Source organism: Chloroflexus aurantiacus J-10-fl (assembly GCF_000018865.1).
GTDB lineage: Bacteria > Chloroflexota > Chloroflexia > Chloroflexales > Chloroflexaceae > Chloroflexus > Chloroflexus aurantiacus.
The window spans coordinates 2,577,560-2,602,753 of the sequence record NC_010175.1 but is presented as its reverse complement, the minus strand read 5'-3'; the positions used below and the strand labels follow the sequence as shown (position 1 = coordinate 2,602,753).

Below are 25,194 nucleotides of genomic sequence, written 5' to 3'. Positions count from 1 at the left end.
GCGGGTTAAAACCTCTTCGGGGCTGGCCTGACGGCGGGGATGGTGATCCTTTGCCCCTGCGGGGCTTGCACGCTGTCAGGCAGGGCTTCAGCCCGCACGGCTGGCCTGCCGGCGGGGAGCAGGACGCTGCGGGACACATGACCACCTGGTATGCCTGATGAACGATGTGCTATGAGGGGTCGTACCGGCTGTTAGGTGACATGTGGGTAATGCGTAGGGGGCGGGTGGGGATGTGCGGCTCGCGCTCCCAGAACCAGTCTATCGCGCTCTACCAGCTAACGAGGGAATCAAAAAGGGCAGGTGTTCTACCTGCCCTTTCTGCCGACTCTTTACGCTTCCTCGTGCTTTTCGACAATCTGCACCTTGTTGCTGGTTGGTGGTGTGGTTGGCCGCCGATTCCAGCTCAGGAGTTGCCCCAGCAAAGCCCACATCCGCTGTTCCACCTCGGCTTCGCGACCGCGCAGCAACAGGCTGACGCCACCCAACAGCAGAATGCCCGGCCACAGCAGTTTGAACAGCGACAGCAACGCTAAACCAACACCCCACAAGAGCGCCTGCACCGCTTCATCGGTGCGGCCCAGGTTGCGTTGACGGCGGTAAATGGCGATGCCACCCCCGGCCAGCAGCGCAATCGGAACCAGCCACCAGAGCTTGAAAATTGTCACCACGCCGAGGGTGATTAAAAGAATCCCAATCAGGCGGGTTTGATCGTTCTGTAGCGACATGTGTTTCCTCCTTCAACACCAGGCCATTGCACTTCTGCGGCTATGACGTAGTCTTCTTCGCAAAAGTTGCAGTACTCTGTGGTACCATTAGTAAAGATGCAGGGTTACACTGTAATACGGGCACGCTGTACCTGTAACTTCTTCCAGGGGTGCACGATGACACTATCACTCAGCGCCGAGCGGGTTCGTCAGTTTGGTACCACGATTTTTGCCGAAATCAGTGCGCTTGCCGTGCAATGTGGTGCCGTGAATCTGGGCCAGGGTTTTCCTGATTTCGCCGGGCCGGAATGGGTGAAGCAGGCTGCGATAGAGGCGATCACCGCCGATGCCAACCAGTATGCACCCTACATCGGTGTGCCGCGTCTGCGAGAGGCGATTGCGGCAACCTGGCAGGCCCAGGGCTGGCGGACAGTCGATCCGGTGACTGAAGTGACCGTCACCAGTGGCGCAACTGAGGCATTGTTCGGCGCAGTGCAGGCACTGGTAAATCCCGGCGATGAGGTTATCCTGTTCGAGCCGTTTTATGATGCGTATTTGCCCGATGTGACGATGGCCGGCGGTATTCCCCGTTTTGTCCGCCTCCATCCCCCCGGCGATGGTCATGCAACGTGGTGGTTCGATCCGGCAGAGTTGCAGGCCGCTTTCTCGCCGCGTACCCGTCTGCTGATGCTGAATACACCCCACAATCCAACCGGTAAGGTATTTCGCCGGGACGAGCTGGAGCAGATCGCCGATCTGTGCCAGACTTACGACGTGATCGTGATTTCTGATGAGGTATACGACCAACTGGTCTTTGCCGGCGCAACCCATATACCCATCGCGACGCTGCCAGGCATGTGGGAACGGACATTGACCATTAACAGTCTGGGCAAGACCTTCAGCCTCACCGGTTGGAAAATCGGGTACGCAGTTGGTCCAGCCAGCCTCAACGCCGCCCTGCGCGCCGCGCACCAGTGGATTACCTTTGCGACCGCGACTCCATTGCAATTTGCCGCCGCGGCTGCCCTGGAAGGAGCTTTGCATAACGGCTATTATGAACAGTTTCGCGCTGAATATACAGCTCGTTATCGTCTGCTGGAAGAGATTCTGGTCAGTGTCGGCTTTCCAGTCCTGCCAACCGAAGGCAGCTATTTCCTGATGGCCGACATTACCCCCACCGGCTTTCACGACGATGTCACGTTCTGTCGCTACCTGACGCAGGAGGTTGGCGTTGCTGCTATTCCCCCTTCTGCTTTTTACGCCCGGCAGCACGATTTGCCGCTGCTGGCCCGTTTCTGTTTTGCCAAGCGTCCTGAGACGCTGCGCGCCGCCCAACAACGGTTGTTGGCCTGGCGACAGCGCAGTTGAGAAAGAGAGAGATGTCATGGAAACCCGTCTCCAAGAACTTCGTGCTCGCCTCCAGGAGATTGACGATCTGAACAGTGCTGCTGCTGTACTGGGTTGGGATCAGAGCACATATATGCCACCCGGTGGTGCAGCCGCCCGTGCCCGTCAGCTCGCGACCCTCTCGCGTCTGGCCCACATGAAGAGCACCGATCCCGAATTGGGCCGGTTACTGGCCGAATTGATGCCCTACGCCGAGCAATTGCCGTATGAACATCCTGATGCGGCCTTAATTCGGGTTGCCCAGCGCAACTACGAGCGCATGACTCGCCTGCCCACCGATCTGGTGAGCGAGATTGCCGCCCATACGGCGGCCAGCTATCACGCCTGGACCCAGGCCCGCCCGGCGAACGATTTTGCCACCATGCTGCCGTACCTCGAACGCACCCTCGAACTGAGTCGGAGGGTTGCCGATTGTTTTCCCGGCTACGAGCATCCGGCTGATCCGCTGATCGACTTTAGCGACTATGGCATGCGGGCGTCGGTGATTCGTGATCTGTTTGCCCGTCTGCGCGCCGGCCTGACCCCCATCATTCGGGCGATTGTTGCCCAGCCCCCCATCGATGATTCCTGTCTGCGCCAGTATTACCCGCGCAACGACCAGCTTGCGTTTGGTGAGCAGATTATTCGGCGCTTCGGCTACGATTTCGAGCGTGGGCGGCAGGATTTGACTCATCACCCCTTTGCCACCAAGTTCTCGGTCGGCGATGTCCGCATCACAACGCGCATCAACGAGCACGATCTGGGTGATGGTCTGTTTAGCACACTTCACGAATCAGGCCACGCGATGTACGAACAGGGGATCGAACCCGCCTTTGAAGCAACACCGCTCTGCAACGGTGTTTCGGCTGGCGTACACGAAAGCCAATCGCGGCTGTGGGAAAATCTGATCGGACGTTCACGTCCATTCTGGGAGCATTTCTACCCTGAACTTCAGCAGACCTTCCCGCAGCAATTGGGGAACGTACCGCTCGATACGTTCTACCGCGCAATCAATCGCGTGCAGCCATCCCTGATTCGCACCGATGCCGATGAAGTGACGTACAACCTGCACGTGATGATTCGGTTCGACCTGGAGCTGGCGTTGCTTGAAGGTACGCTGAAGCTGCGTGATCTGCCGGACGCCTGGAATGCGCGCTACGCTGAAGATTTGGGTGTAACCGTTCCCGATTATCGTGATGGCGTACTCCAGGATGTACACTGGTTCGGCGGGCTGATCGGTGGTGCCTTCCAGGGCTACACCCTGGGCAACATTCTCAGTGCTCAGTTCCTGGCCGCAGCACGTGCTGCCCATCCTGCCATCGATGACGAAATCGGTCGCGGCGAATTCGCAACCCTGCACGGCTGGCTCCGCGAAAACATCTATCGGCACGGCAGTGTCTTTACCCCTACCGAGCTGATTGAGCGCGCGGCTGGTGGGCCGATGCAGATTGAACCGTACCTGACATATCTGCGCACAAAATACTCGGCAATCTACGGCATCGATTTGTCATCGTAAGCCGCGTTTATCGCTCTCGTAATGTCAGAGCGTCGTGGAGTCGCCGCGCTGTGTAGAGCGGAACAGCAGACGGCGACTCCACGATTAACATATATCCCCATTCTTAATAAGGTTCGCCAATGGCATTGGTTCTGAGGTGGGACGCACCGAAACACAGCCTGTCGTGCCCCTCCTCTCGCCAGTAGCACGACCGCTGACGTTTCCACACAGGTATGCCCCCAAGTTCAAGGCGGTGCTTCTGCGCCACCAAAGAATGGCTACAGACTTGTTGCTGATAACACAGACTGAACTCCACGTTACTCGTGGATAAAGTACCGCGGCCTAAAGCTACTGCCTAAGCCGGCATTGCCTAATCGCACATCATTGATGTTCATTCCGCCAGCCTGAGCAATACGGAGATCGGCTACTGAATCCCCCTGCTGACCGGGACGAATGACGGCAACATGACCGGGATCGGATGCGAGCGCCGGCTTGCCGGCATTGACGTGTTCTTTCAGCAGACGCAGCCCTTCAGGTGTTGATGGATCAACTTCACGCCATCCATGCGCCGATGCCTGCGTTGTAAGCCAGCGATTGAGATCGGCAGCATTGACGGTTGCCCGATCTCCGGGTACGCCCGTCCCCAGTTCGGTCTTTGTCGGCAAAGGTACCCCCATCACCCGCATCACATCGCCGGCAAACGTATTGCAGTAGGTGTAGTTATCGGAAGCGTAGCGTGGGTTGCCGGCAACCCCAAACTGGTTGATCACCGCAGCGTACAGTTCAGGATGTCGGTTACCGGGCGCACTGGTGATCGGCGCGTCGAGGGGAAGCTGACCGGGTTTACCGTAGGTACTATCCATTCCGGCAACGGGCGTCCGACCATCAAGCTGACTCACCAGAATTTCACTACCGTTGCTGAGGCGTATGCGCTCGTTCAGAATCGGTGGCAGAGCACCGGTTGCCGGGGCAGGGGTTGGTTCAGGAGCCGTTTCTGGTGGGGTTGCCGGCGTTTCGGGAATGGGTGTCATACGTTCAGAACCGCTGATGTTACGTCCAGCGCTACTGCCATCTCCGAATCTGCTCCCGGCCTCTTCAAGGGCATTGGTAAACTGTTCGGTACGTCGCGTGAGCTGACCAAGCGTCTCGCACAGTGTCGTATACTGACTCCGGATACGCTCCCAGGCGGCTTCTACCTGTTGCCGATGGTTCCCCGCCCATGGCCCACTCTGCAGAGCGGTCATCGCCTGTGTGGCCTGCGCAAACGCATTCTCTATCGAACTGCTGCCCTGGCGCAGAGCATTCAACGTTGCCCGTAGTGCATCAATGTCAGCCTGAATCGTTGCCATACCGAACTCCTCTTGCTGCGGCTGGTGCGTGTTGTTATGGGTTGGAAAATGATTCTGCTCCAGAGTATACCTGACGTGTTTCGCTCATTCTTCGCTGGGGGGTGGGGGCCGCAGAGAGAAGAGAAGACAGAACGCAAGTAAGTGATGAGCACCCTACATGTCAGTAAAGGGTAACACTATAAAAACAGACACGTCCCAGGCTCCTGTGACGGTCAAAGGCAATTAGCACCGTGATGGGATTGAGTCAGACGCCTGGATCAACAGCGAGCAGCGGGCAGGCACGTGCCACATGTATGGCAGGGGTGCGGAAGCCATATTTCCACACCCCGCAAACCACTACTCCGCCCCCAAAATACCCTCCAACCGCGAAGGTTGCGGGGCGGCCTGCGCCTGCCGACCAAAATCCTCACGGCGAAAGATAATCTTACCGGCAGCCATGGTGAGCATCACCTGCCCCTTCAGGCGCTGACCACGCAGTGGCGTATTGCGACCACGCGATGCAAAGTGATCTGGGTCGACCACCCAACTGCGTTCGGGATCGAAGATGACAATATCGGCAGTAGCGCCTGGGCGGAGATTGGCCGGTGAGCGGTTGAGCACCTGCGCTGGTCCTTCGGTGAGTTTGGCGATCAGGTTGACAATGTCCATCTCACCACGGTGAACGAGGGTCAGGGTGAGGGCCAGGGCCGTTTCCAGACCACTGATGCCGGGCGGGGCAATCCCATATTCGCAGTCCCGGTCTACCAGCGCGTGAGGGGCGTGATCGGTGGCAATCGCATCAATCACCCCATCGCGCAGCCCCTCCACCAACGCCTCAACGTGTTCGATACTGCGTAAAGGCGGGTCAACCCGGGTTGAGCTGTCATAGGGTGGCAACAGCGCCGGATTGAGCCACGACGGCAGGCTCAGATCGGGATGCGCACCGGGCCGCCCGGTCTCAATCTCGTTGCGCTCTTCCAGCCATCCCAACAGCCAGCGGTCGCTCAGCGTCAGGTGGTGTGGTGTGACTTCAGCCGTGACATGGACGCCGCGAGCGCGAGCGGCGCGAATCAGCGCCACGCTGCCGGCTGTACTGACCCGACTGATATGCAGATGCGCACCAGTCGCTTCGGCAAGGGCAATATCGCGGGCGACAATCGCCTCTTCGGCAGCCGCCGGAATAGCGGGTAAGCCCAATCGAATACTGACGGCACCTTCGTGCGCTACTCCGCCCGCCGCCAGATACGGGTCCTGACAACTGACCATCACCGGTAATTTGAGGGCCGCGGCATAGGCGAGGGCATGACGCAGCAAGGCCGTATTGGCAATCGTCCGCCCACCATCGCTGAAGGCAATACAACCGGCTTCGGCCAGCTCTCGCATCTCACTCAGCACCTGACCCTCATTGCCCATGGTTAATGCGCCGATCAGATCAATCCGCACTCTGGCGTACTGATCGGCCAGCTCACGCAACTGACGAATGGCCGCCGCATGATCCGGTGTTGGTCGTGTCGTCGGTCGGGCGCAAAGAGTGGTAAAACCGCCAACCGCCGCAGCGGCACTAACACTGGCAATAGTCTCTTTGTGCTCTTCACCCGGTTGGCGCAGGTGGGTGTGGAGATCGGTAAAACCGGGGGCAACCACACAACCACGAGCATTGATCACCTCTACATCAGGTGCTAATGGTTCGCGATCAGTGTGCAGATCGGCCAGATCGTACAACCGCTCAACTTTACCGTTGGCAACCAGAATATCGCCAATGGTGGCTACACGATTGGCCGGATCGATAATCGTGCCATTTTTAATCAGATAACGCATTGCCATCTCCTCTCAACCGGCCATTCGATAGAGTAACGCCATCCGCACTGCGACGCCATTGGTGACCTGCTCTTCAATCACTGCCGGTGATGCGGTAGCCACTTCGGGAAAGATTTCGATCCCTTCATTCATCGGGCCGGGATGCATCACAATCGCATGTGACGGCAGGCGGGCCAGGCGTTCGCTGGTGAGGCCATAGATCCGAGTGTACTCGCGCAACGCCGGCAGCAATCCGCTTTGCATCCGTTCTTTTTGCAGACGCAACGCCATCACCACATCCGCTTCCGGCAGCAGTGGGTCGAGTTCATACGCAATCCGCACCTGCGGCCAGGTCGCCGTCCAGAACGCCGCCGGGCCGATCAGGGTGGGAGGGCCACAGAGCGTCACCCGCGCACCGAGACGGGTCAAGCCCCACAAGTTGGAGCGCACCACCCGGCTATGCAGAATATCGCCGACAATAACGACGTGCAGATCGCGGATTTGTCCCAATCGACTCTGCATCGTATAGAGATCGAGCAGTGCCTGCGTAGGATGGGCATGGCGGCCATCGCCGGCATTGATAAGCGAGCCACGAAAGTGACGCGCCACCAGATAAGGCGCACCCGACTGACTGTGGCGCATAACAATGATGTCGGCACCCAACGCTTGCAGCGTGCGCACCGTATCAACCAGCGACTCACCCTTCTCGACACTGCTCCCCCGTGCGGTAAAGGCGACCACATTTGCCGACAAAGCCCGCGCTGCCAGCTCAAACGAGATGCGCGTGCGCGTACTCTCCTCAAAAAACATATTGACCACAGTTTTACCGCGTAGTGCCGGTACCTGCTTAATTTCACGGCTCAGCACCTCGCGCATACTCTCAGCCGTTTCCAGAATCTCCTCGATCTCAGTCGCACTAAAGTTATCGAGATCGATTGCATGACGACGTAATTCAGTCATTGGCAGAACCTCGCAGAATCACAACCTCATCAACCCCATCGGTCTCGCGCAAACGCACCATCACCCTCTCGGAGAGCGAGGTTGGTACATTCTTCCCCACAAAATCGGCCCGAATCGGCAATTCACGATGACCACGGTCGATCAGAACAGCAAGCTGAATCCGGGCCGGACGCCCCAGATCGGCAATCGCATCGAGTGCTGCCCGCACCGTGCGACCGGTAAACAGCACATCGTCCACCAACACCACCGTCTTACCGGTAATATCAATCGGCAAATCGGTCTTACGCACCCGTGGCGCCGGCCCACGCAGCTTCAAATCATCACGGTAGAGCGTAATATCGAGTTGCCCCACCGGTATGCGCGTCCCTTCAAAATCGGCGATTGCGGCTGCGATGCGCTCCGCCAGCGGCACACCACGGCTCCGAATCCCAACCAAAACCACATCGCGCAGACCGCCATTGCGTTCATCAATCTCGTGCGCAATGCGTACCAGCGCCCGCCGAATCTCATCAGCCGACAGAATCTGTTTTTCATTTCCCATGCGTTCCTCCGCAGCGAACGGACTGCGCAAACAAAAAATCCCTGCCCGCAGGTGCGGGATCAGGGAAAAAACACAGCGATAATATGGGCCACGCTGACGTGTAACTCATCAAATTACTCCTTCACAGCCTCACGGGGCTGTATTAAAGGCGAACAGATCGTACCACAGCCCGAAACGAGCGTCAATGATAGTGGCGGGGGAAAGATGACAAATTGGCAACAAATCCATTCAATCGATCAACTCACTCAACTGCCTGATCGGACCGTGAGCGGGATAGACCAGGTGCGCCCCTTTGGCCTGCAAACACTGCCAGCTCGCGATCACAACCGGATCATCGAAAGCGTATCCGGGTAGAGGCAAATCACCGGTAAAGACACTACCGTCATCCAGCAGGAGCGAAACACAGTGGTCTGTATGACCGGGTGTATGCACGATCTCGCCGCCAATCCCCATCTGCGCGAGAAGCGGTCGACTCTGGGCACATGTGATCACCAGATTACCGTGGTCGGTAATATCAACATACTGATCGGCTGGCTTTGTCCAGCGCTTCATCAGCGGAATCGCCGCTTCTTGCAGATCAACGACCAGCAGCGTAACACCTTCGCGCTTTAATTCCTCGGCCAGACCGGCGTGGTCGATATGGTAGTGGGTGGCAAGAGCGTAGCGCAATTCGGACAATGGAATACCCATACGTTTCAGATTGGCCTTCATCGTGCCGAGAGTCCCCGGCCAGCCAATATCTACGAGGAGACGGGCAGTGCCAGCACTGATCACCCAGTAGTTGGTTGACCGATAGCCGACGTTGACAATGGTGTGTGATTGGCGTGTCATTGGCTTGAACCTGTGTCAAAAGCACGTATCAGAGGAACAGCTCTTTTGGATTGGTCTGTCAGGATTAGATTCACGTCCTCCCTGTAATCCCTTAGCCTTTGCAGTGCCAGCCTCACCACCGCAACGCCGGTATGACAGAGAGGATGAACTGGCGGAGAATCGCATCATCGTACAGTGTGGCGAATACAATACGACGAAGCGCGGTTTATTGTACTACACCTACCTGCTGCCACAGCCAGCGCGAGGCTCTACGACAGAGACGCCGGGAGCGCGCGCCTCTGGCGCGCCCCCTGAAACCGCACGTTGTACCTGCTTCCAGCGAGGTACCGCACCCCTGCGCCAACTTACGACAGCGAATGCCATCCCGCACAAGAAATTCCCTCCCCCAGCGGTCTATGCATTACCCACAACTGGTGTTAACCACGTGCGTATCAGCGGGTATAATCGCTATGGGTGCTGTTGTGGACGACTGAGCCAGTGGCAGTGCGCCGCTCCAGCCGTGGTATCACGTGCTGAATGGGTTGCCTTACACGCGCATCATGTGCGTGTCGCGCAGTTTGGAGTGCGGCAGCATGGCTGCCGCGCCAGCCGTGCTCACGATCCGGCGCGTGGTACGCCGATACCTCTCCAGGTCACGGAGGTGCTGGATGTGCTCGTGCCGATCATCGAGTCGATCAGGCATGCATGCGACACCTGCGCGTAGACGTATTGTTGCACCAGGTTCGTGCCTGCGCACCAGCGGCCATGGCCAGCCCCTGCCGGCGGTGGCGATGATGCCTGCACGCAGGCTTCCAGCCTGCGCCACGGGGAGCACGTGCAGCCCGACCCAACGCAGCGCAACATGTGGGTAATGCATAGCCCAGCGGGGACGGGTCAGGGTGAGGGTGTATCGCAGCGCACTAGTGTCAGTCACGATTAGATACAAAACTACGCTTCGGCGATAGCCTGTCGTGACCGGGCCTGTTCGCGCAAAATAAACTTCTGAATCTTACCGGTTGACGTCTTCGGCAAGGGGCCGAAGGTAAACTTCTTGGGAATCTTGTAACCGGCCAGAAAACGCCGACAGTGCTGCTGTAACTCCTCCTCGGTGACGGTAACCCCTTCCCTTAGCTCGATAAACGCATGTGGTACCTCGCCCCACTTCGGATCGGGCGCAGCGACCACCGCAGCCAGCATCACTGCCGGATGCTTGTAGAGAGCATCTTCCACCTCAATCGAAGAAATATTCTCGCCACCAGAGATAATGATGTCTTTTGCACGGTCGGTGATCTTGATGTAGCCATCTGGATGTACTACCGCCAGATCACCAGAGTGGAACCAGCCATCGCGGAAAGCAGCTTCGGTCGCGGCTGGATTCTTGAGATAGCCCTTCATAACGATATTGCCGCGAAACATCACTTCACCCATCGTCTGCCCATCCCACGGCACCGGCTGCATCGTCGCCGGATCAAGCACACTAATCGCCTCTTGCGCATGGTAGGTTACCCCCTGGCGTCCGTTGAGATGCGCCTGTTCGGCAATCGGGAGCGTATGCCAGTCGGGTTGCTTTGCACATACCGCTGCCGGCCCGTAGGTTTCGGTCAGGCCATAGACATGGGTAATATCAAAGCCAATTTCGGCCATTGCCTGCAAAACGGCTGCCGGCGGTGGCGCGGCGGCAATCAGACCGCTGACCTTATGGGTGCCCCGGCCTTCGCGCCAGTGCGGAGGGGCATTATTGGCGATCAACGAATGAACAATCGGGGCACCGCAGTAATGAGTGACACGGTACGTTTCAATCGCCTGCCAGATCAACCCGGCATCAACTTTACGGAGACAAATGTTGGTACCCGCGTTCGCAGCTATCGTCCAGGGAAAACACCAGCCGTTGCAGTGGAACATCGGCAGCGTCCAGAGGTAGACGGCGTGATGGGGCATCCCCCACGAAACAATATTGGAGAGGGCATTGAGATAAGCCCCACGATGGTGATAGACAACACCTTTCGGATTGGCCGTTGTGCCTGACGTGTAGTTAAGCGTAATTGCTTCCCACTCATCGGCAGGATAGATCAAGTCAAATTCAGGATCGCCACTGGCGAGAAACTGCTCGTATTCAAGACTACCCAACCGCTCACCGGGGCCGGTGTACAAAGGATCGTCTACATCAATGACGGTCAACGTTCGGTTACACTGTTCCAACGCTGCTTTCACCACCGGCGAAAATTCGCGGTCGGTAATCAAAACTTTCGCTTCACCGTGGTCGAGGATGAAAGCAATCGTTGCGGCATCAAGCCGGACATTGATGGTATTGAGAACAGCACCAGCTCCTGGGACACCGAAATGACACTCGTACATTTCGGGTGTGTTGCTGAGAACGACAGCGACCGTATCGCGGAAGCCGACACCGAGCGCACGCAGGGCTGAAGCAAGCCGTCGTGATCGTTCGTAGACCTGTGCCCACGTATACCACCGTTCACCGTGAATAACTGCCGGCAAATTGGGATAGACCATCGCAGTTCGTTTAAGAAACGAGAGCGGGGTCAGGGGCGTGTAATTTGCTGCGTTCTTGTCCAGGCCAAGCTCATACATGTGCATCGGACACACCTCCTCGTGCGGTTTGCCACACCTGCTGAGGTCTGCATCAGGCGCAGACTCCCTGCCATGCATTGGCGTCTAATGTGATACAGTCGCGGAAATTGTTGACTGTATTATACCGGTTTTGTCGTCTATCGTTGGCGGGTAGTACTGGTGTAGCTGAACGTCGTTGCGCTCACTCTAGCAGCACTCTCCCCGATGGAAACCAGCGCCATTTTGGCGTGCGGCAGCGTGGCTGCCGCACAGACCGCACGATCAGGCGCGTGGCACAGAGACAACGTGCGTTTAGAGCACGTCCGTCGGGTTGACGGTTCGGGAAGAGCTGCCTGCGTGTAAGTGCGGTGCGGATCGTGGATCAGGCGTCTGGCCTGTCCCTCCCATGCTCATCTCGTGAGTACTGGTGATGGACAAGCGCAGGCGGGAAGTTCATCCCCTGGCGCAAGGCAATCCCATCACTAGAACGTATCTCATAAACGCTGTGCTATCGTGCTCTCAGACTGTCGTCCAGGCGCATGAACGCTTGCCAATCGCCAATGACAGTCTCCCCAGCTCCTGGCCTGTTGGCAGAGAGCAGCTCCAGTCGCGCTGGATGGGTTGCCTTGCCCGCTCGTCAGGCACGTGTCACAGCGTTTGGAGTGCAGCAGCCGTGCTCACGATCCGGCGCGTGGCACGCCGTTGACCCGGCTGGGCCAAAGGATGCTGAATGTGCTCGTTACGTTCATAGAGTCGGTCAGAAGTGAATGAGCTAACTTCTAGCAGATGCTTTTTGAGATAGGTTCTACAGCGTTGCGCTCTCAATATGCAACGCACATCAGCAGAAGTGAAAGTGGTGCCGATACACCTCACAACTAACAAATCTCTATCGTAAGACTGATTGACAACCGTGTTGAGCGAGATATACTACGAATACAGCCTGCGGGGATGCTCTGGTTTCGACAGGGAGTGAACGCCGTAGACTGCAGGTCGTGCCGCCCAGTCACGTAAAAGGGGCAAGGCAACAACTGCCAACACCAACACTCGGGCCCAGGCTCGCCTGGCCCTCGCCGCTTAATAATAGCGGCGCGCTCGCCGTAGCTCCCCCGATGGTTACGGGTCGAGCGTCAGCAGTCGGGTGCTCCGGTAACGCCTGCCTGAGCGTTATCGGCTAAGAGATCAGGCTGGCCCAACGGTCGCTTTGCCACTCGTGCGACTGCGGGTGAGATGAAACGAGGGGCTAAACCTGTAGATGTCTGCGGTCTAGCTTTCTGGACGGGGGTTCGACTCCCCCCATCTCCACCACACACCACAGCGCGGAGCGATATGCTCCGCGCTGTTCGTTTGCGAAAGGCTATCAATCCACGGTCACACTTCATCTTTTACGATAGGATTTTCTGACATCATGGCAAAACTCTCAGACTGTTGGTTGCCGATGATAAGAAACTACTACAATTTGTCGTATATTCGTGTGGCACCAGAAATGGTGACTTGACTCACCAAAATTGGTGAGTGGAACACTTGAAAGCGTTTCTAGTTAGCATCTATAATACTACTCGATACTGTAAAGCAAAACCGTATTAAATCTATCTACGAGATTTGATCGCAACTCTTTACAGCATGATTAGTCAACTGCAACGTTCAACACGGATGGTCAAAGTTCTGAAGTACAAATGTTCAGATGCAGACCCGCTGCCGTTGTTGTAAATAATACCCTCTTTCTTTAATTTCAAAGATGTTTCTTTAGCAAAAGTCAAGATTTTGGCACACATGTACAGGGTGATTGCCCATACAGGTTGTCGCCTGCTGTCACTCATCGGTGATATTTCGAGTGACCGATAAATACTGTTGTGCCAAAAACCGGTTGCCTCTGTCATCTCTATTATCAGGAGCGTGTGATGCACCCATACACACCATCATGACCTGATAGTGGAGCAGAATTGGTTCACACAGCATGATCACACAGGCTAACCGGTGTTCTGTTCAAATGCCAGCTTTCTGAAAGGAGGCAGCCCAATGTGACCGTAGATGTCACAACTCCCTGCTATGCTGTACGTAGCTATATCGCACGAACGTACATCGCAGACCCACGTATCGGGATGACACGGTATCGCAGCCACGTACAGTGAGCAGCCCTGCGCCATCACTGAGACGAAGCCAGCTGCGCGAAGGAGCTACCTATGGGCTTTCAATCATCAGACCTGGAGCAACTGCAACCGTATTGGATCGCTCATCACTGGATCGGACAAGTTCTTCTGCGTACTCCAGAGCTTCCCGGGATCATCGCTGTTTTATTGTGGATGGTTCTTGGTGGCGTTGTGTTGATAAATGCTCTACCGGCAGTATTGTGCAGCCTCTGGTTCCTGAGTCGATACCTGCTCATCCGCCAGACGTACCGGCTGCTGAATAACGGGCAGTACCATTCGGCAATGCGGCTCGCCCAGATAGCCAAATCGCTCAATCCGTTCTCGGCTGACGTGCACTGGCTGCTGGGCCTCATCGCACTCCAGCGCAATCGGCCACGGGTAGCGATAGACCACTTGAAGAAAGCGTGCCGGCTTGATCCTGACAATCCCCAAGTATATGCAGCGTTGAGTGCAGCGTTCGTTGAAGCTGAAGAGCCAAAGCTGGCTATTCAGTATGCAAAAAAAGCGCTTGCAATGAACCCTGGATTGTATGGTGCAGCTATGGTGCTAAGCGATTGTACACCAGATAGTGAACAGGTCGAACACTATTTACGTCAGATGATCAATACTGTTCGACGTCCGGTTGAGCGTGCTGTTGCCTGCTGTGCCCTCGCTAATTATTTGATTGAGATAGGACGGCGTAGTGAAGCAGAATCTTTCCTGGCTCAGGTGATACCTCTTGTGCCGGCCTGTCCTCCGGCCAGTCGTGGGCAGCTTCATTACCGTCTCGGCGAATTGTTGACCGCCTGTGGCAAACACGATATGGCCCGCGATCAATTCTTGCTCAGCATCAAAATCGATCCCAGGGGCCCGTGTGCTGCCAACGCCTGGCGAGCGGCTGCACTTGGTTTCATTGAGGAGCATCGTTCGCGACATCATCAGCCGCTGGCAAGCCATGAAGTAGGCGGTACTGATGTGATAACTTCGTTAGAGGAAATGTCAAGCAAGCGACGTTCACGTTCGGGATGAAGTGCCGCAGATGCAGAGCGGCAGATTGGTTCGGCGGGTTGAAACCCCGCCTCAATGCGTGGAAGCTCCTTCGGGGCTGACCTGGCGGCGGGAAGGGGCCGGGTGCTGGCGGCGGGATGATGGTGCGGCGGGTTCATCGTTCGGCGGGTTGAAACCCCGCCTGTGGAAGCCCCTCCGGGGCTGGCCTGGCGGCGGGAAGGGGGCCGGGTGCTGGCGGCGGGATGATGGTGCGGCGGGTTCATCGTTCGGCGGGTTGAAACCCCGCCTCAATGCGTGGAAGCTCCTTCGGGGCTGACCTGGCGGCGGGAAGGGGCCGGGTGCTGGCGGCGGGATGATGGTGCGGCGGGTTCATCGTTCGGCGGGTTGAAACCCCGCCTGTGGAAGCCCCTCCGGGGCTGGCCTATGCATTACCCACATGTCACGCTGCGTTAGGCCGGGCTGCAAGTGCTCCCCGTGGCGCGGGCTTCCAGCCCGCGTGCCGGCATCATCGCCACCGCCGTCAGGTACTGGCCGTGGCCGCTGGTGCGCAGGCACGAACCAAGTGCAACAACACCGCTACGCCCAGGTATCGCATGTATGCCTGACTGACTCGATGATTGTCACGAGCACATCCAGTACCGCCGTGACCAGGATGGGGAACGGTGGGCCACGCGCCGGATCGTGAGCACGGCTGGCGCGGCAGCATGGCTGCCGCACTCCACACCGCGCGACACGTGCATAACGAGCGGGCAAGGCAACCCATCCGGCACGTGATAGCACGGCTGGAGCTGCGCACTATCACCGGGCCAGTCGCCCACAACAGCATCCATAGCGATCATCCCCGCTGATACGCACGTGGTTGACACCAGGTATGGGTAAGCGTAGCCGGGTGGGAGAGGGGAGGGCAGACGTGTGATCCAGGGCTTCCTGATAGGGTAGAGGTTGGGTTCGATCACCTATCCTGGCCGTCCGTGAATGCCGCCAGGGGCGGGAGCTTGCGTTTGGCTCCTCCCTCCAGCACTGGTACCGGCACCATGCGCGCCGGAGGTGCGCGCTCCCAGCTCCCGGCTGGGGAGCACGCCCGTCATCACGCCCCCGACCCGCTCCGGCACGCGGGCAATGCAGTATTTGAGGTATGGGTAATGCATAGCCCGCTGGGGGCGGGAACTGCCGGTGTCGGGTGGTGACCGCTAGCGCAGGCTGGTGCCGGTAAGGAGCGCGCCGGAGGCGCGCGCTCCCAGCTCCCGGCTGGGGAGCACGCCCGTTATCACGCCCCCGACCCGCTCCGGCACGCGGGCAATGCAGTATTTGAGGTATGGGTAATGCATAGGGGCTGGCCTGACAGCAGGGAGGTTTACCCCTATCCCCAACGGGGCTGCCACGGCGTCAGGCAGGGCTTTAGCCCACCTGATGGAGCGGAGCCTTGCGCGTGCTCCCGACCCCAGCCCCAACCGGGGCTTCCAGGCTGTCAGGTAGGGCTTCAGCCCGCTTGACGGGGCGGGTTCCAGGCGTGCTTCGGCCTAGCCCCAGCAGGGCTTCCACGTCGTCAGGTAGGGCTTTAGCCCGCCTGAAGGTTAACATCCAGAGACCGACAAAGGAATGGCGAGATCAGTGCCATCAACAGATCGGTTACGGCGAGATGGATGGTCCGGTGCGCGACCCCGGAAACGACACCGAACAGGGCCTGGTTGCCATCTCGTCATTACCTGCGCGAGAGCCGTTTTAAAACCGGTTGGTTCTCATCAACGGCCAGAGGCTGCAAAGACATTGTAATCGAGAGGGTTCTGATTGACCCACTGTCCATCACGCCAGACCCAAACCTGGTAGTCAAGGTGTGGCCCACTCGACATACCGGTCGAGCCAATGTATCCGATCACATCACCGGGGTTGACCCATTGCCCATCACTGACGGCAAAGCCTGACAGGTGAGCATATCCGGTGCGATAGAGTTCGTTAGTAACCCAAACATGGTTACCGGCAGGCCAGCTATTCGATGTGATCTTGACCTGACCGGCATGGGTGGCGTAGACCGGCTGATTCCAGGTACCTTCTGGATCGGCTTTTCCATCACCGTTGCCATCGATAGCCAGATCAATCGCCCCCCAAACCGCTGCCGGCGCGTGGGTGCCGACACCATAACCTTGCGTCATAACGGTATTGGCAACACCGAGCGGATTTCCGGTGGGCACGAGCGAATCGCTGAGTCCCCGTCCCTGCGGCTCGGCTACGCCGATCAGTCCTTGTTGGGACGACACATCAGTGCTACCGACAATGTTCGCTGCCAGGGATGCACTCGCATGTACCGGACCGCGCCAGCCACTGAGCACAGGCTGGTTAGATCGATTCATCGTATTGAAGGCAACAAATGCCAGGAGTACGATGGCAGCAAAGACAAAGATAGGAAAAAAGACTCGCATAGTGTGTTTCTACCGCAGATGTTGGATAAACGTGAACCTGTTTAGTTATCGATCACTCATGGAATATTGCCGGCGCGCCATTGATCAACCAGCCGCGTAACGACATTGATGTATCCCTGAACATCATTCTCTATCGACGGTGCGTAAATCGGGATGACTTCAGCCACTGTCTGAAGACCGCGGCCACGAATGTATTCCACATCGATCAGGCGATACCAATCGGCAATACCGGCTTCCCAGTTGGGGTAATCGCGAAACCGGCCATAACAAGTTGGGTAGCCGGCACAAATAATATTTCCAACGTTGTGGGTTGTGCTACCATCTGGCTTAAAGCCGGCCCAGTTCGGATTGGTACCGGCCCCGCTTTCATGAATAAAGAAGGCAAGGGCATAGGCTGGATCAATGTTATATTCCACACCAAGGCGGTACCAGATTTCGCCGGTACCGGTCGCCGGTGAACCGTAACTTTGCAAAATCCGATCAATCTGTGCTGGTGACAGGCTAGGTGCAGTTCGTAGCCGATAATCGCCAGGCGCAGGAACCGTAATGGCTGCTGAGGCAATACTGGCGGCTACCGAACTATCATTCACTCTTGCGTACTGAAAGCTCAAAAATGGTGATGCAACTGCCAGACTGAACCACAATCCAACAACAACAATACTGGTAACGGCAATTGCCAGCAGCACGAGCGGTTGATTAAACCAATCGGCAATCGTAAGTGGTTCATGCCGACGGTATGTCGGTGGTGGTAAGATCAACTCGTCGGTAAGCTCCGCCGGTACAGGCACGAACGTTGTTTGCCGCTCAAAGCGAGGTACTTGACTAACGACGGTTGTAACCGGTGCTCGCTTTGGCTCCGATGATGGATGCTCCGCTGGTAGATTGTGTCTGGCACTAATGGGAACAACCCGCCCGGTTGATAACGACGCCGGTTCTGGTCTGTTCATTCTGGGATGAGGCGGCGCTGATGGTCTACTCATCGATCCACCGGATCGAACCGGCGGGGTCAACTCTTTGCCTGCTGTTGGTTGAGCGTTCCGGGCCGGCTCAGGCGTCCGCCGATAGCCTGGATGAAGCGGAGGCGCTGATCGAGCTGATTGTCGGGCACGCTCATAAGCAGCCCGTACCTCATCGGGAATCCGCAAACCCTGCGGTTCGACCGGCGTATGCGATACAGATGATTGATCCGCCAGTGCCGCATCAAGATCGGCAGTGAGATCGGCCAGCGGCTGCGTCGGCGCATGCACGATCTCCGGATCCTCAATTGGAAAGAGAGGCTGGCCTGGCCGTCGTGGCCCTCTCTTGCGATTGGAGAACGTGCTCACTTGCCCCACTCCTGTGCCAGTCGATGCCACTCTTCTGGCGTTGGCAAACGAAATGTACCATCACGGTTAAGATAGACCAGTTGCTCTTGATGGATTGTCACGACCAGATCGGCCAACCCATCGCTGTCGGCATCTTCTAATGATAATACCACAGGCGTCAGATCTTCGCCTAACCCAAACAAGTATGGGCCTTGCCAGGTCTGCATCTGGCTCGTGTCACCACCCGGAATAACCATAATCACAATTTGCCGATCAAGATTGAGCGCCATAAACCGCGAAGGATGGCCGGAGCGCTCGGCAGGTAATCCGGCATAGCCGGTCAGATGGGTGGTTCGTGGCCTCCCATAATGCCAATCGTCGATGATTGTGCGACCAACGTCGGTGATAGTTCCAACCAGGATGGTAAGCGCGCCAATCGCTAGCGCGATCACAGCTCCCTGTATGATACGGCCTATTCTGAAGGTTCGTTGCACCCGGTGTAGTTCACGACTGGTAGTTGCCATGCCAGCACTCCTCTGCGAGCTTTACAAGACTGCACCTGATCATCATTATTCGGGAATAAATCCTTCCACATATCGTCCCTAACCGGTTGACGATCTGCCAGGTATTGCCGCCGGGCCATGCCTTGATGTAGATGGATGTTGGCGAAATTTTCAACACTGAATAGAACAAGTGTTCTAATTCTACCAAAGATCGGCACCGTCGTCAAGCTCTCTTTTCTCATTCTGATGATGAAAATCGTTCAACAAAATATGTTGCTGGTAGTACGATGGTTCGCTATCAGCATTACAATGAAAACAGTGACACATGCTGGCAGAGTTGCCGGGCCGCCGTTCCCCCGCAGGCAACGGCTATGCTGAACGTTCTCCCTGATGACGAAGAAGAGGCGCTATGCGTTATTTACTCGATCAACGTTCTTACGACGAAATGTTAGCGCGCAAGAGCCACCCGCGTGATTGTTACGTGCGCAATCAGGAGTATTGTCATCACCTCTACATCGATGGCGTCAAATACACTGTCGCCCGTGCCGTATATGCCTGTCTGAAAGAGGCGCAGGCAAAGAACGATGTTGACGCATTACTCCACCTTCAGATGCACGTTACCGATCTTGAACGGTTGATCGGTGAGGCGCGTGCCCGCGGTGAAAACGTGGCAACGCTCCGCATGCTGGGCGATCCTCCCCCTACTGAAGATGAAGCGCGTCCGCAACTCAATAATTCATTTCTGCCCGCACAACCAACAACGCCGGCAGAAACCGGTCTCAACCGTACATTCCTTACCGAGCAGTTCTTGCGCATTCTCTACAACAAAGGGCGAGCAACCGGGATGGAGCTGGCTGAAGCGATGGGGCTGTTCTACCGGGTGATTGAGCAAATCATCATCGACCTGCGGAATGTCGAACAGATTGATATTGTCGGTCAACGTGGTTTCGGCGATATTAACTACGAGTACGTGCTGACGCCACGTGGACAGACGGCAGCGCAGGCGGCGATGGAAAAGGTTCAGTACACCGGTGTCTGCCCGGTACCGCTTGAACGCTGGATCGAGTCGGTGAAAGCGCAGACGGTGAAGAACGTTAAGGTAACGCGCCGGAATATCCGCGATGCGTTCGAGGGTCTGGTGATCGATGAGTCCATTCTGAATATGGTTGGGCCGGCGGTCAATTCCGGATCATCGGTGATGCTCTTCGGATATCCCGGCAACGGTAAGACAACGATTGCCGAGCGTATTACCTATCTGATGGGTGACGACATCTTTATTCCGTATGCGGTGTATGCCGATGGCGCCATCATCAAAATGTACGACTCGGTTATTCACGAGCCGCCTCGTAATCCTCTACCAGAAGATGTTGAATACGACCGGCGCTGGGTTCGGATTAGTCGACCGGTGGTTATTGTTGGCGGTGAGCTAACGCTCGAACAACTCAATCTGATCTACAACCCGACCTCAAAGGTCTACGAGGCGCCGTTTCAAATGAAAGCCAACTGTGGCATCTTTTTGATCGACGACTTTGGTCGCCAGCAGGTGCGCGTGTTCGATCTGCTCAATCGCTGGATCGTGCCCCTCGAAAAGCGTTATGACTTTCTCAATACGGTGTCAGGGCAAAAGATTCAGATTCCGTTCGATCAGCTCATTATGTTCAGCACAAACCTTGATCCCAAAGACCTGGGTGACGATGCTTTGCTCCGTCGTATCAAGTTCAAGATCGAGATTATCGATCCAACCGAAGAGCAATGGCGAGAAATCTGGAAGATCATGTGTCGGGTTCGCAAAGTTCCCTACGATGATCGCAGCATTGATTATCTGATCGCCAAGTGGTTTCGCCCCGATCAGCGGCCGTTTCGGATGTGTCAGCCGCGCGATATTCTCGACCAATTGATCGCAATTGCCCGCTACAACATGGAGACCCCAACCCTTAGCCCGGACTTGCTCGATGCCGCCTGCCTCTCGTACTTCCCCAGCAAGGAGAAGAAGAACTTTGGTGCTAAGGTGCGGTTGGATCTTTAGACGAACATATTATCTGGTTCTGATTGACCGGTTGGCAATGTAAGGATGACCGGTAACCATTGAACCTTTGTCCGCATCTATCAGCGTAGCATTCCTTAGGGGCAGGCCTTGTGCCTGTCCCTTTTGGGTGAGGAATGCATAATGATGCATAGATAACCAAAGTTGCCACCTTAATTTAATTTGTCCTACACCACCATCCGTGCTCTCATTGCCTCTGTAGTACAACGATCACCACAGAGACACGGAGGATGTTCAGAACTTATTTCATAAAAAGCTGCACTATCATGCTATCAGACTGTCGCATAGGCGCACGAGCGCTTGCCAATCACCAAAGATCGTTTGTCCTTCTTCTGTCTTGTTGGCAGAGCGAAGCTCCGGTCGTGCCATCACGCTCTGGATTGGTTGCCTTTGCCGGTCGTCATGCGCGTGGTGCGCGGTGTGGAGTGCGGCAGCCATGCTGCCGCAGCAGCCGTACCCACGATCCGGTGTGTGTCATACCGTTGACCATGCTGGTCACGGGGATGCCGGATGTGCTCGTTACGATCATAGAGTCGGTCAAGAATGGGATAACTCCTGGCAGACGTTTTTTGAAACAGGTTCTATTATAAAATCTGGTTTGATGGAAATCATCGCTCGTGATCACCTCATCACAATGGCGGCGACCTGAGTGTGGAGACGAAGAGCAATATTGTCGCTGCACAAACCGGCATGAATACCGCTACGACCTGCACGTGATCGTGAGTAGGGGCGGGTTCAGAACCCGCCCTACAGACGTTGCATGTACCTGTTCAGATCGCCTTACCACGCGACACGAGTAGCCCTATCTGGCAACGGTATCGCCTCCGAAATGTAATCCCAACCCAGGTTGCTATCTATACTGTGAACTGTCCACAGAGACTGACTGCCAGAAATAGCGCGACGTTGCCCGCCTCACCGTGTGGCGTAACCGCATAAACGATGTGAGGAGCGGCCAGTTCTATGGATACATTTCGTCACGTTTCGTGGCAGCAACCCAGGTTATACCCATCCTCTGTGTCTCTGTGGTGACAAAGGTAGCAACTGGGGTTATGATAGCCTGCCTCTGATGCCTGTATAATTCCGCAGCATGCCCAACATCATCGACCACCCACAACCGATTGCGCCAGATTTGCGCCTTCTTACAGACTTTTTTGCTATTGATTCAAGATCGGATCGTTCTTTGCTGCATTCATTCGCTCAGGGCTGATGGTTGTTTATGGCTTCAACAAGCCTCGTACCTTTCTTCACAAGAAGTTATTGAATGGTTGCAAGCGGTAGACAATTGATCGTAATTCCGTTATAATTCTGTAGCGGTAAGATACTTTGTAGGATAAATCACGGATATTTTCCTGCTACTGCCGGCTCTGGCCGGCAGTCAATTATCGTCTGTATCTTGCGCAGAGCTTGGTTTCGGGAAGGATGGAACGATGACAGGAGTGCTCACCCTCACCCGCACGTCGGTCGGCAAAAAAGTGATTATGGCGCTGACCGGCTTCGTTCTCGTTGGCTTTGTCGTTTTTCACATGTACGGTAATTTGAAGATGTATCAAGGCCCTGAAGTGTACAACGCTTATGCGGCCGGTCTGCGCGAACTTGGCTATCCCATTTTCGGTCACGAGCATTTGCTTTGGATAGCGCGCTTTATCTTGCTGGCTTCGGTATTTTTACATATTTGGGCCGCCACCAGCCTGACCCTCCAGAGCCGGCGCAGTTTGCAGGCGAGCAGTATTTCAACGGTACGCCGTTATGGGCAGCACAAGCGCCAATCAGGGTATGCTGATTATACGATGCGCTTTGGCGGGGTGTTGATCTTTTTCTTCATTATTTATCACATCCTGCATCTGACCTTCGGCGTCGTCGGTTATGAACCCGGACAATTCATCCATCCCCACGGTGATGTGTACGAAACCTACAATAATGTAGTGTATGGCTTTCAAAATCCACTGATTGTTGGCTTTTATCTCCTGACCATGGTCTTCCTGGCCCTTCATCTCTACCACGGTGTCTGGAGTATGTTTCAGACGCTGGGCTGGAACAACCGCACCTATGATCGGTTATTGCGCGGTCTGGCAATTGTTGTCGCAGCAGCCGTTTTCATTGGCAATATCTCATTCCCGTTGGCGGTCTATTTCGGCTTTGTCGCGTAGATGGTCCCGACCAACGCTAGAAGAGCGAGGAAATTCGCATGAGCGAGACGAAGAACGAGACGACTGTTCGTACCGGGACGCGGCAGGTTGAGTATGTCAGTGTCCTTGACTCGAAAGTCCCGACTGGCCCGATTGAGCAGCGCTGGGATAAGCATCGCTTTGAGATGAAGCTGGTCAATCCGGCCAACCGCCGAAAATACACGATTATTGTGGTCGGTTCTGGACTGGCCGGAGCGTCGGCAGCCGCTACGCTGGGTGAAGCCGGGTACAACGTGCTTTGCTTCTGCTATCAAGATAGTCCGCGTCGCGCGCACAGCATTGCCGCTCAGGGTGGTATCAACGCAGCCAAGAATTACCGCAACGACGGCGATAGCATTTATCGCCTCTTCTACGATACCGTGAAAGGTGGCGATTTCCGGGCACGTGAGAGTAATGTCTACCGCCTGGCCCAGGTCTCCGTCAATATTATCGACCAGTGCGTGGCCCAGGGTGTGCCGTTTGCCCGTGAGTACGGTGGCTTGCTTGATAACCGCTCGTTCGGTGGTGCCCAGGTGGCGCGCACGTTCTACGCCCGTGGTCAGACCGGCCAGCAGTTGCTGCTCGGCGCGTACCAGGCCCTGAGTCGCCAGATCGCCGCCGGTACCGTGAAGATGTTCCCCCGTACCGAGATGCTTGATCTGGTGGTAGTTGATGGGCGAGCGCGAGGGATCATTACCCGCGATATGGTAACCGGCAAGATCACGCGCTACGCTGCCGATGCGGTTGTGCTGGCGACCGGTGGCTACGGCAATGTCTTCTATCTGAGCACAAACGCCAAAGGGTGTAACGCCACAGCGATCTGGCGCGCTCATCGCCGGGGGGCGTTTTTCGGTAATCCCTGCTTTACCCAGATTCACCCAACCTGTATTCCGGTCAGTGGTGAATACCAGAGCAAGCTGACCCTGATGTCGGAGTCGTTACGTAACGACGGCCGAATTTGGGTACCGAAGAAGAAGGGAGATACCCGCCGCCCGCAGGATATTCCCGAATCAGAGCGCGATTACTATCTCGAAGAGCGCTATCCCAGCTTCGGTAATCTGGTGCCGCGTGATATTGCCTCTCGTGCTGCCAAGCAGGTGTGTGATGAGGGGCGCGGTGTTGGTCCTGGCGGTCTGGGGGTTTATCTTGACTTCGCCGATGCGATCAAGCGCCTGGGCCGACAGAAGATTGCCGAACGCTACGGTAATCTCTTCGATATGTACAAGCAGATTACCGGCGAAGACCCGTATGAAACGCCGATGCGGATTTATCCCGCCGTCCACTATACGATGGGTGGGCTGTGGGTTGATTATAACCTCCAGAGCACGATCCCCGGCCTGTTCGTGATCGGTGAGGCGAACTTCTCGGATCACGGTGCCAATCGGTTGGGTGCATCGGCGCTGATGCAGGGTCTGGCCGACGGTTACTTCATTCTGCCTTACACTATCGCCAATTTCCTGGCCCAGGTTAAGCCCGGTGGTGTCAGCATCGACCGTCCTGAGTTCGCTGAGGCCGAAGCCGAAATCAACCAGCGTATTCAACGCCTGCTCAGCATTCGCGGCAAGCGAACCGTCGATTCGTTCCACCGCGAGTTGGGCAAGCTGATGTGGGATAAGTGCGGTATGGCACGCAATGCGGCCGGCCTGCGCGAGGCGTTGCAGCGCATCCCTGAGATTCGCGCCGAGTTCTGGGAGAATGTGAATGTGCCCGGCGAGGCCAACGATCTCAATCAGGCGCTGGAAAAGGCCGGACGAGTAGCCGATTTCCTCGAACTGGCCGAGTTGATGTGTCTGGATGCGCTGCACCGTGAAGAGTCGTGTGGCGGCCACTTCCGCGAAGAATACCAGACACCCGACGGCGAAGCACTCCGCAACGACGAGCAGTTCTCGTATGTGGCTGCGTGGGAGTTTACCGGCGATCTGGCGAAACCTCGCCTGCACAAAGAGCCGCTCGTCTTCGAGTATGTCAAGCCGACCCAGCGCAGTTATAAGTGATCCGGTTGGATGCTGGCGATGTTCGGACAGGTTCCTGTTGCTAT

General features: G+C 56.4%; 18 protein-coding genes and 1 other RNA gene. 8 read left to right on the top strand and 11 right to left on the bottom strand.

Translation table 11 applies throughout. The annotated features are described in order from the left end of the window. Nucleotides 1-329: 329 nt before the first annotated feature. On the bottom strand, nt 330-725 hold the full coding sequence (locus CAUR_RS09920) for a hypothetical protein (RefSeq protein ID WP_012257765.1): 396 nt from the start codon (nt 723-725) through the stop codon (nt 330-332). Nucleotides 726-881: 156 nt separating this feature from the next. Between CAUR_RS09920 and CAUR_RS09915 the strand changes: the two genes are divergently transcribed. Then, entirely contained in the window at nt 882-2,072 is a 1,191-nt protein-coding gene (locus tag CAUR_RS09915; RefSeq protein WP_012257764.1) for a methionine aminotransferase, read from the top strand. Nucleotides 2,073-2,088: 16 nt separating this feature from the next. Then, on the top strand, nt 2,089-3,606 hold the full coding sequence (locus tag CAUR_RS09910; protein ID WP_012257763.1) for a carboxypeptidase M32: 1,518 nt from the start codon (nt 2,089-2,091) through the stop codon (nt 3,604-3,606). 296 nt (nt 3,607-3,902) lie between these two features. Here CAUR_RS09910 and CAUR_RS09905 read toward each other — a convergent pair whose 3' ends face one another. The 7 genes from CAUR_RS09905 to CAUR_RS09875 all read right to left on the bottom strand — a co-directional run bounded on the left by CAUR_RS09905 (nt 3,903) and on the right by CAUR_RS09875 (nt 11,616). Further along, the gene (locus CAUR_RS09905; RefSeq protein ID WP_012257762.1) at nt 3,903-4,934 is read right to left on the bottom strand and encodes a WXG100 family type VII secretion target; all 1,032 of its coding nucleotides are present in this window, start codon (nt 4,932-4,934) and stop codon (nt 3,903-3,905) included. Between the two features lie 336 nt (nt 4,935-5,270). Next, nucleotides 5,271-6,731 (bottom strand): dihydroorotase, encoded by a 1,461-nt coding sequence (locus tag CAUR_RS09900; protein WP_012257761.1) that lies wholly within the window; start codon nt 6,729-6,731, stop codon nt 5,271-5,273. A gap of 12 nt (nt 6,732-6,743) precedes the next feature. Next, a complete protein-coding gene (locus tag CAUR_RS09895) occupies nt 6,744-7,670 on the bottom strand; it encodes an aspartate carbamoyltransferase catalytic subunit (protein ID WP_012257760.1) in 927 nt (308 codons plus the stop codon). After that, nucleotides 7,663-8,211, bottom strand: coding sequence for a bifunctional pyr operon transcriptional regulator/uracil phosphoribosyltransferase PyrR (gene pyrR, locus CAUR_RS09890; RefSeq protein ID WP_012257759.1), 549 nt, complete (start codon nt 8,209-8,211; stop codon nt 7,663-7,665). Before pyrR ends, CAUR_RS09895 begins: the two co-directional genes overlap by 8 nt. 228 nt (nt 8,212-8,439) lie before the next feature. Beyond that, nucleotides 8,440-9,042: an MBL fold metallo-hydrolase gene (locus CAUR_RS09885; RefSeq protein ID WP_012257758.1), complete on the bottom strand. Its 603-nt coding sequence runs from the start codon at nt 9,040-9,042 to the stop codon at nt 8,440-8,442. A 526-nt stretch (nt 9,043-9,568) separates the two neighbouring features. Further along, the gene (locus CAUR_RS21220; protein WP_162015870.1) at nt 9,569-9,724 is read right to left on the bottom strand and encodes a hypothetical protein; all 156 of its coding nucleotides are present in this window, start codon (nt 9,722-9,724) and stop codon (nt 9,569-9,571) included. Nucleotides 9,725-9,969: 245 nt separating this feature from the next. After that, nucleotides 9,970-11,616 (bottom strand): acyl-CoA synthetase, encoded by a 1,647-nt coding sequence (locus CAUR_RS09875; RefSeq protein WP_012257757.1) that lies wholly within the window; start codon nt 11,614-11,616, stop codon nt 9,970-9,972. A gap of 917 nt (nt 11,617-12,533) precedes the next feature. Here CAUR_RS09875 and ssrA point away from each other — a divergent pair. From ssrA to CAUR_RS21215, 3 genes are all read left to right on the top strand, one after another. Further along, nucleotides 12,534-12,894: a transfer-messenger RNA gene (gene ssrA / locus CAUR_RS09870) on the top strand. An 875-nt stretch (nt 12,895-13,769) separates the two neighbouring features. After that, nucleotides 13,770-14,744, top strand: a complete 975-nt coding sequence (locus tag CAUR_RS09865) for a tetratricopeptide repeat protein (RefSeq protein ID WP_012257756.1) — start codon at nt 13,770-13,772, stop codon at nt 14,742-14,744. A 683-nt stretch (nt 14,745-15,427) separates the two neighbouring features. Then, nucleotides 15,428-15,571, top strand: a complete 144-nt coding sequence (locus CAUR_RS21215) for a hypothetical protein (protein ID WP_157866430.1) — start codon at nt 15,428-15,430, stop codon at nt 15,569-15,571. An 894-nt stretch (nt 15,572-16,465) separates the two neighbouring features. On the opposite strand, the gene CAUR_RS09855 is transcribed toward CAUR_RS21215, so the two are convergent. Genes CAUR_RS09855 through CAUR_RS09845 form a run of 3 tightly spaced genes read right to left on the bottom strand, consistent with a single transcriptional unit; the run spans nt 16,466 to nt 18,968 of the window. After that, the gene (locus CAUR_RS09855) at nt 16,466-17,140 is read right to left on the bottom strand and encodes a M23 family metallopeptidase (protein ID WP_012257755.1); all 675 of its coding nucleotides are present in this window, start codon (nt 17,138-17,140) and stop codon (nt 16,466-16,468) included. A gap of 56 nt (nt 17,141-17,196) precedes the next feature. Continuing rightward, nucleotides 17,197-18,465, bottom strand: coding sequence for a glucosaminidase domain-containing protein (locus CAUR_RS09850; protein ID WP_012257754.1), 1,269 nt, complete (start codon nt 18,463-18,465; stop codon nt 17,197-17,199). After that, a complete protein-coding gene (locus tag CAUR_RS09845) occupies nt 18,462-18,968 on the bottom strand; it encodes a hypothetical protein (RefSeq protein WP_012257753.1) in 507 nt (168 codons plus the stop codon). Before CAUR_RS09845 ends, CAUR_RS09850 begins: the two co-directional genes overlap by 4 nt. Before the next feature lie 388 nt (nt 18,969-19,356). On the opposite strand from CAUR_RS09845, the gene CAUR_RS09840 reads away from it, so the two are divergent. The 3 genes from CAUR_RS09840 (at nt 19,357) to CAUR_RS09830 (ending at nt 25,150) form a co-directional block, all read left to right on the top strand. Further along, nucleotides 19,357-20,973 (top strand): ATPase AAA, encoded by a 1,617-nt coding sequence (locus CAUR_RS09840; protein ID WP_012257752.1) that lies wholly within the window; start codon nt 19,357-19,359, stop codon nt 20,971-20,973. 1,445 nt (nt 20,974-22,418) lie between these two features. Continuing rightward, on the top strand, nt 22,419-23,138 hold the full coding sequence (locus tag CAUR_RS09835; RefSeq protein WP_012257751.1) for a succinate dehydrogenase cytochrome b subunit: 720 nt from the start codon (nt 22,419-22,421) through the stop codon (nt 23,136-23,138). Between the two features lie 38 nt (nt 23,139-23,176). Then, entirely contained in the window at nt 23,177-25,150 is a 1,974-nt protein-coding gene (locus CAUR_RS09830) for a fumarate reductase/succinate dehydrogenase flavoprotein subunit (protein WP_012257750.1), read from the top strand. The last annotated feature ends 44 nt before the right edge of the window (nt 25,151-25,194 follow it).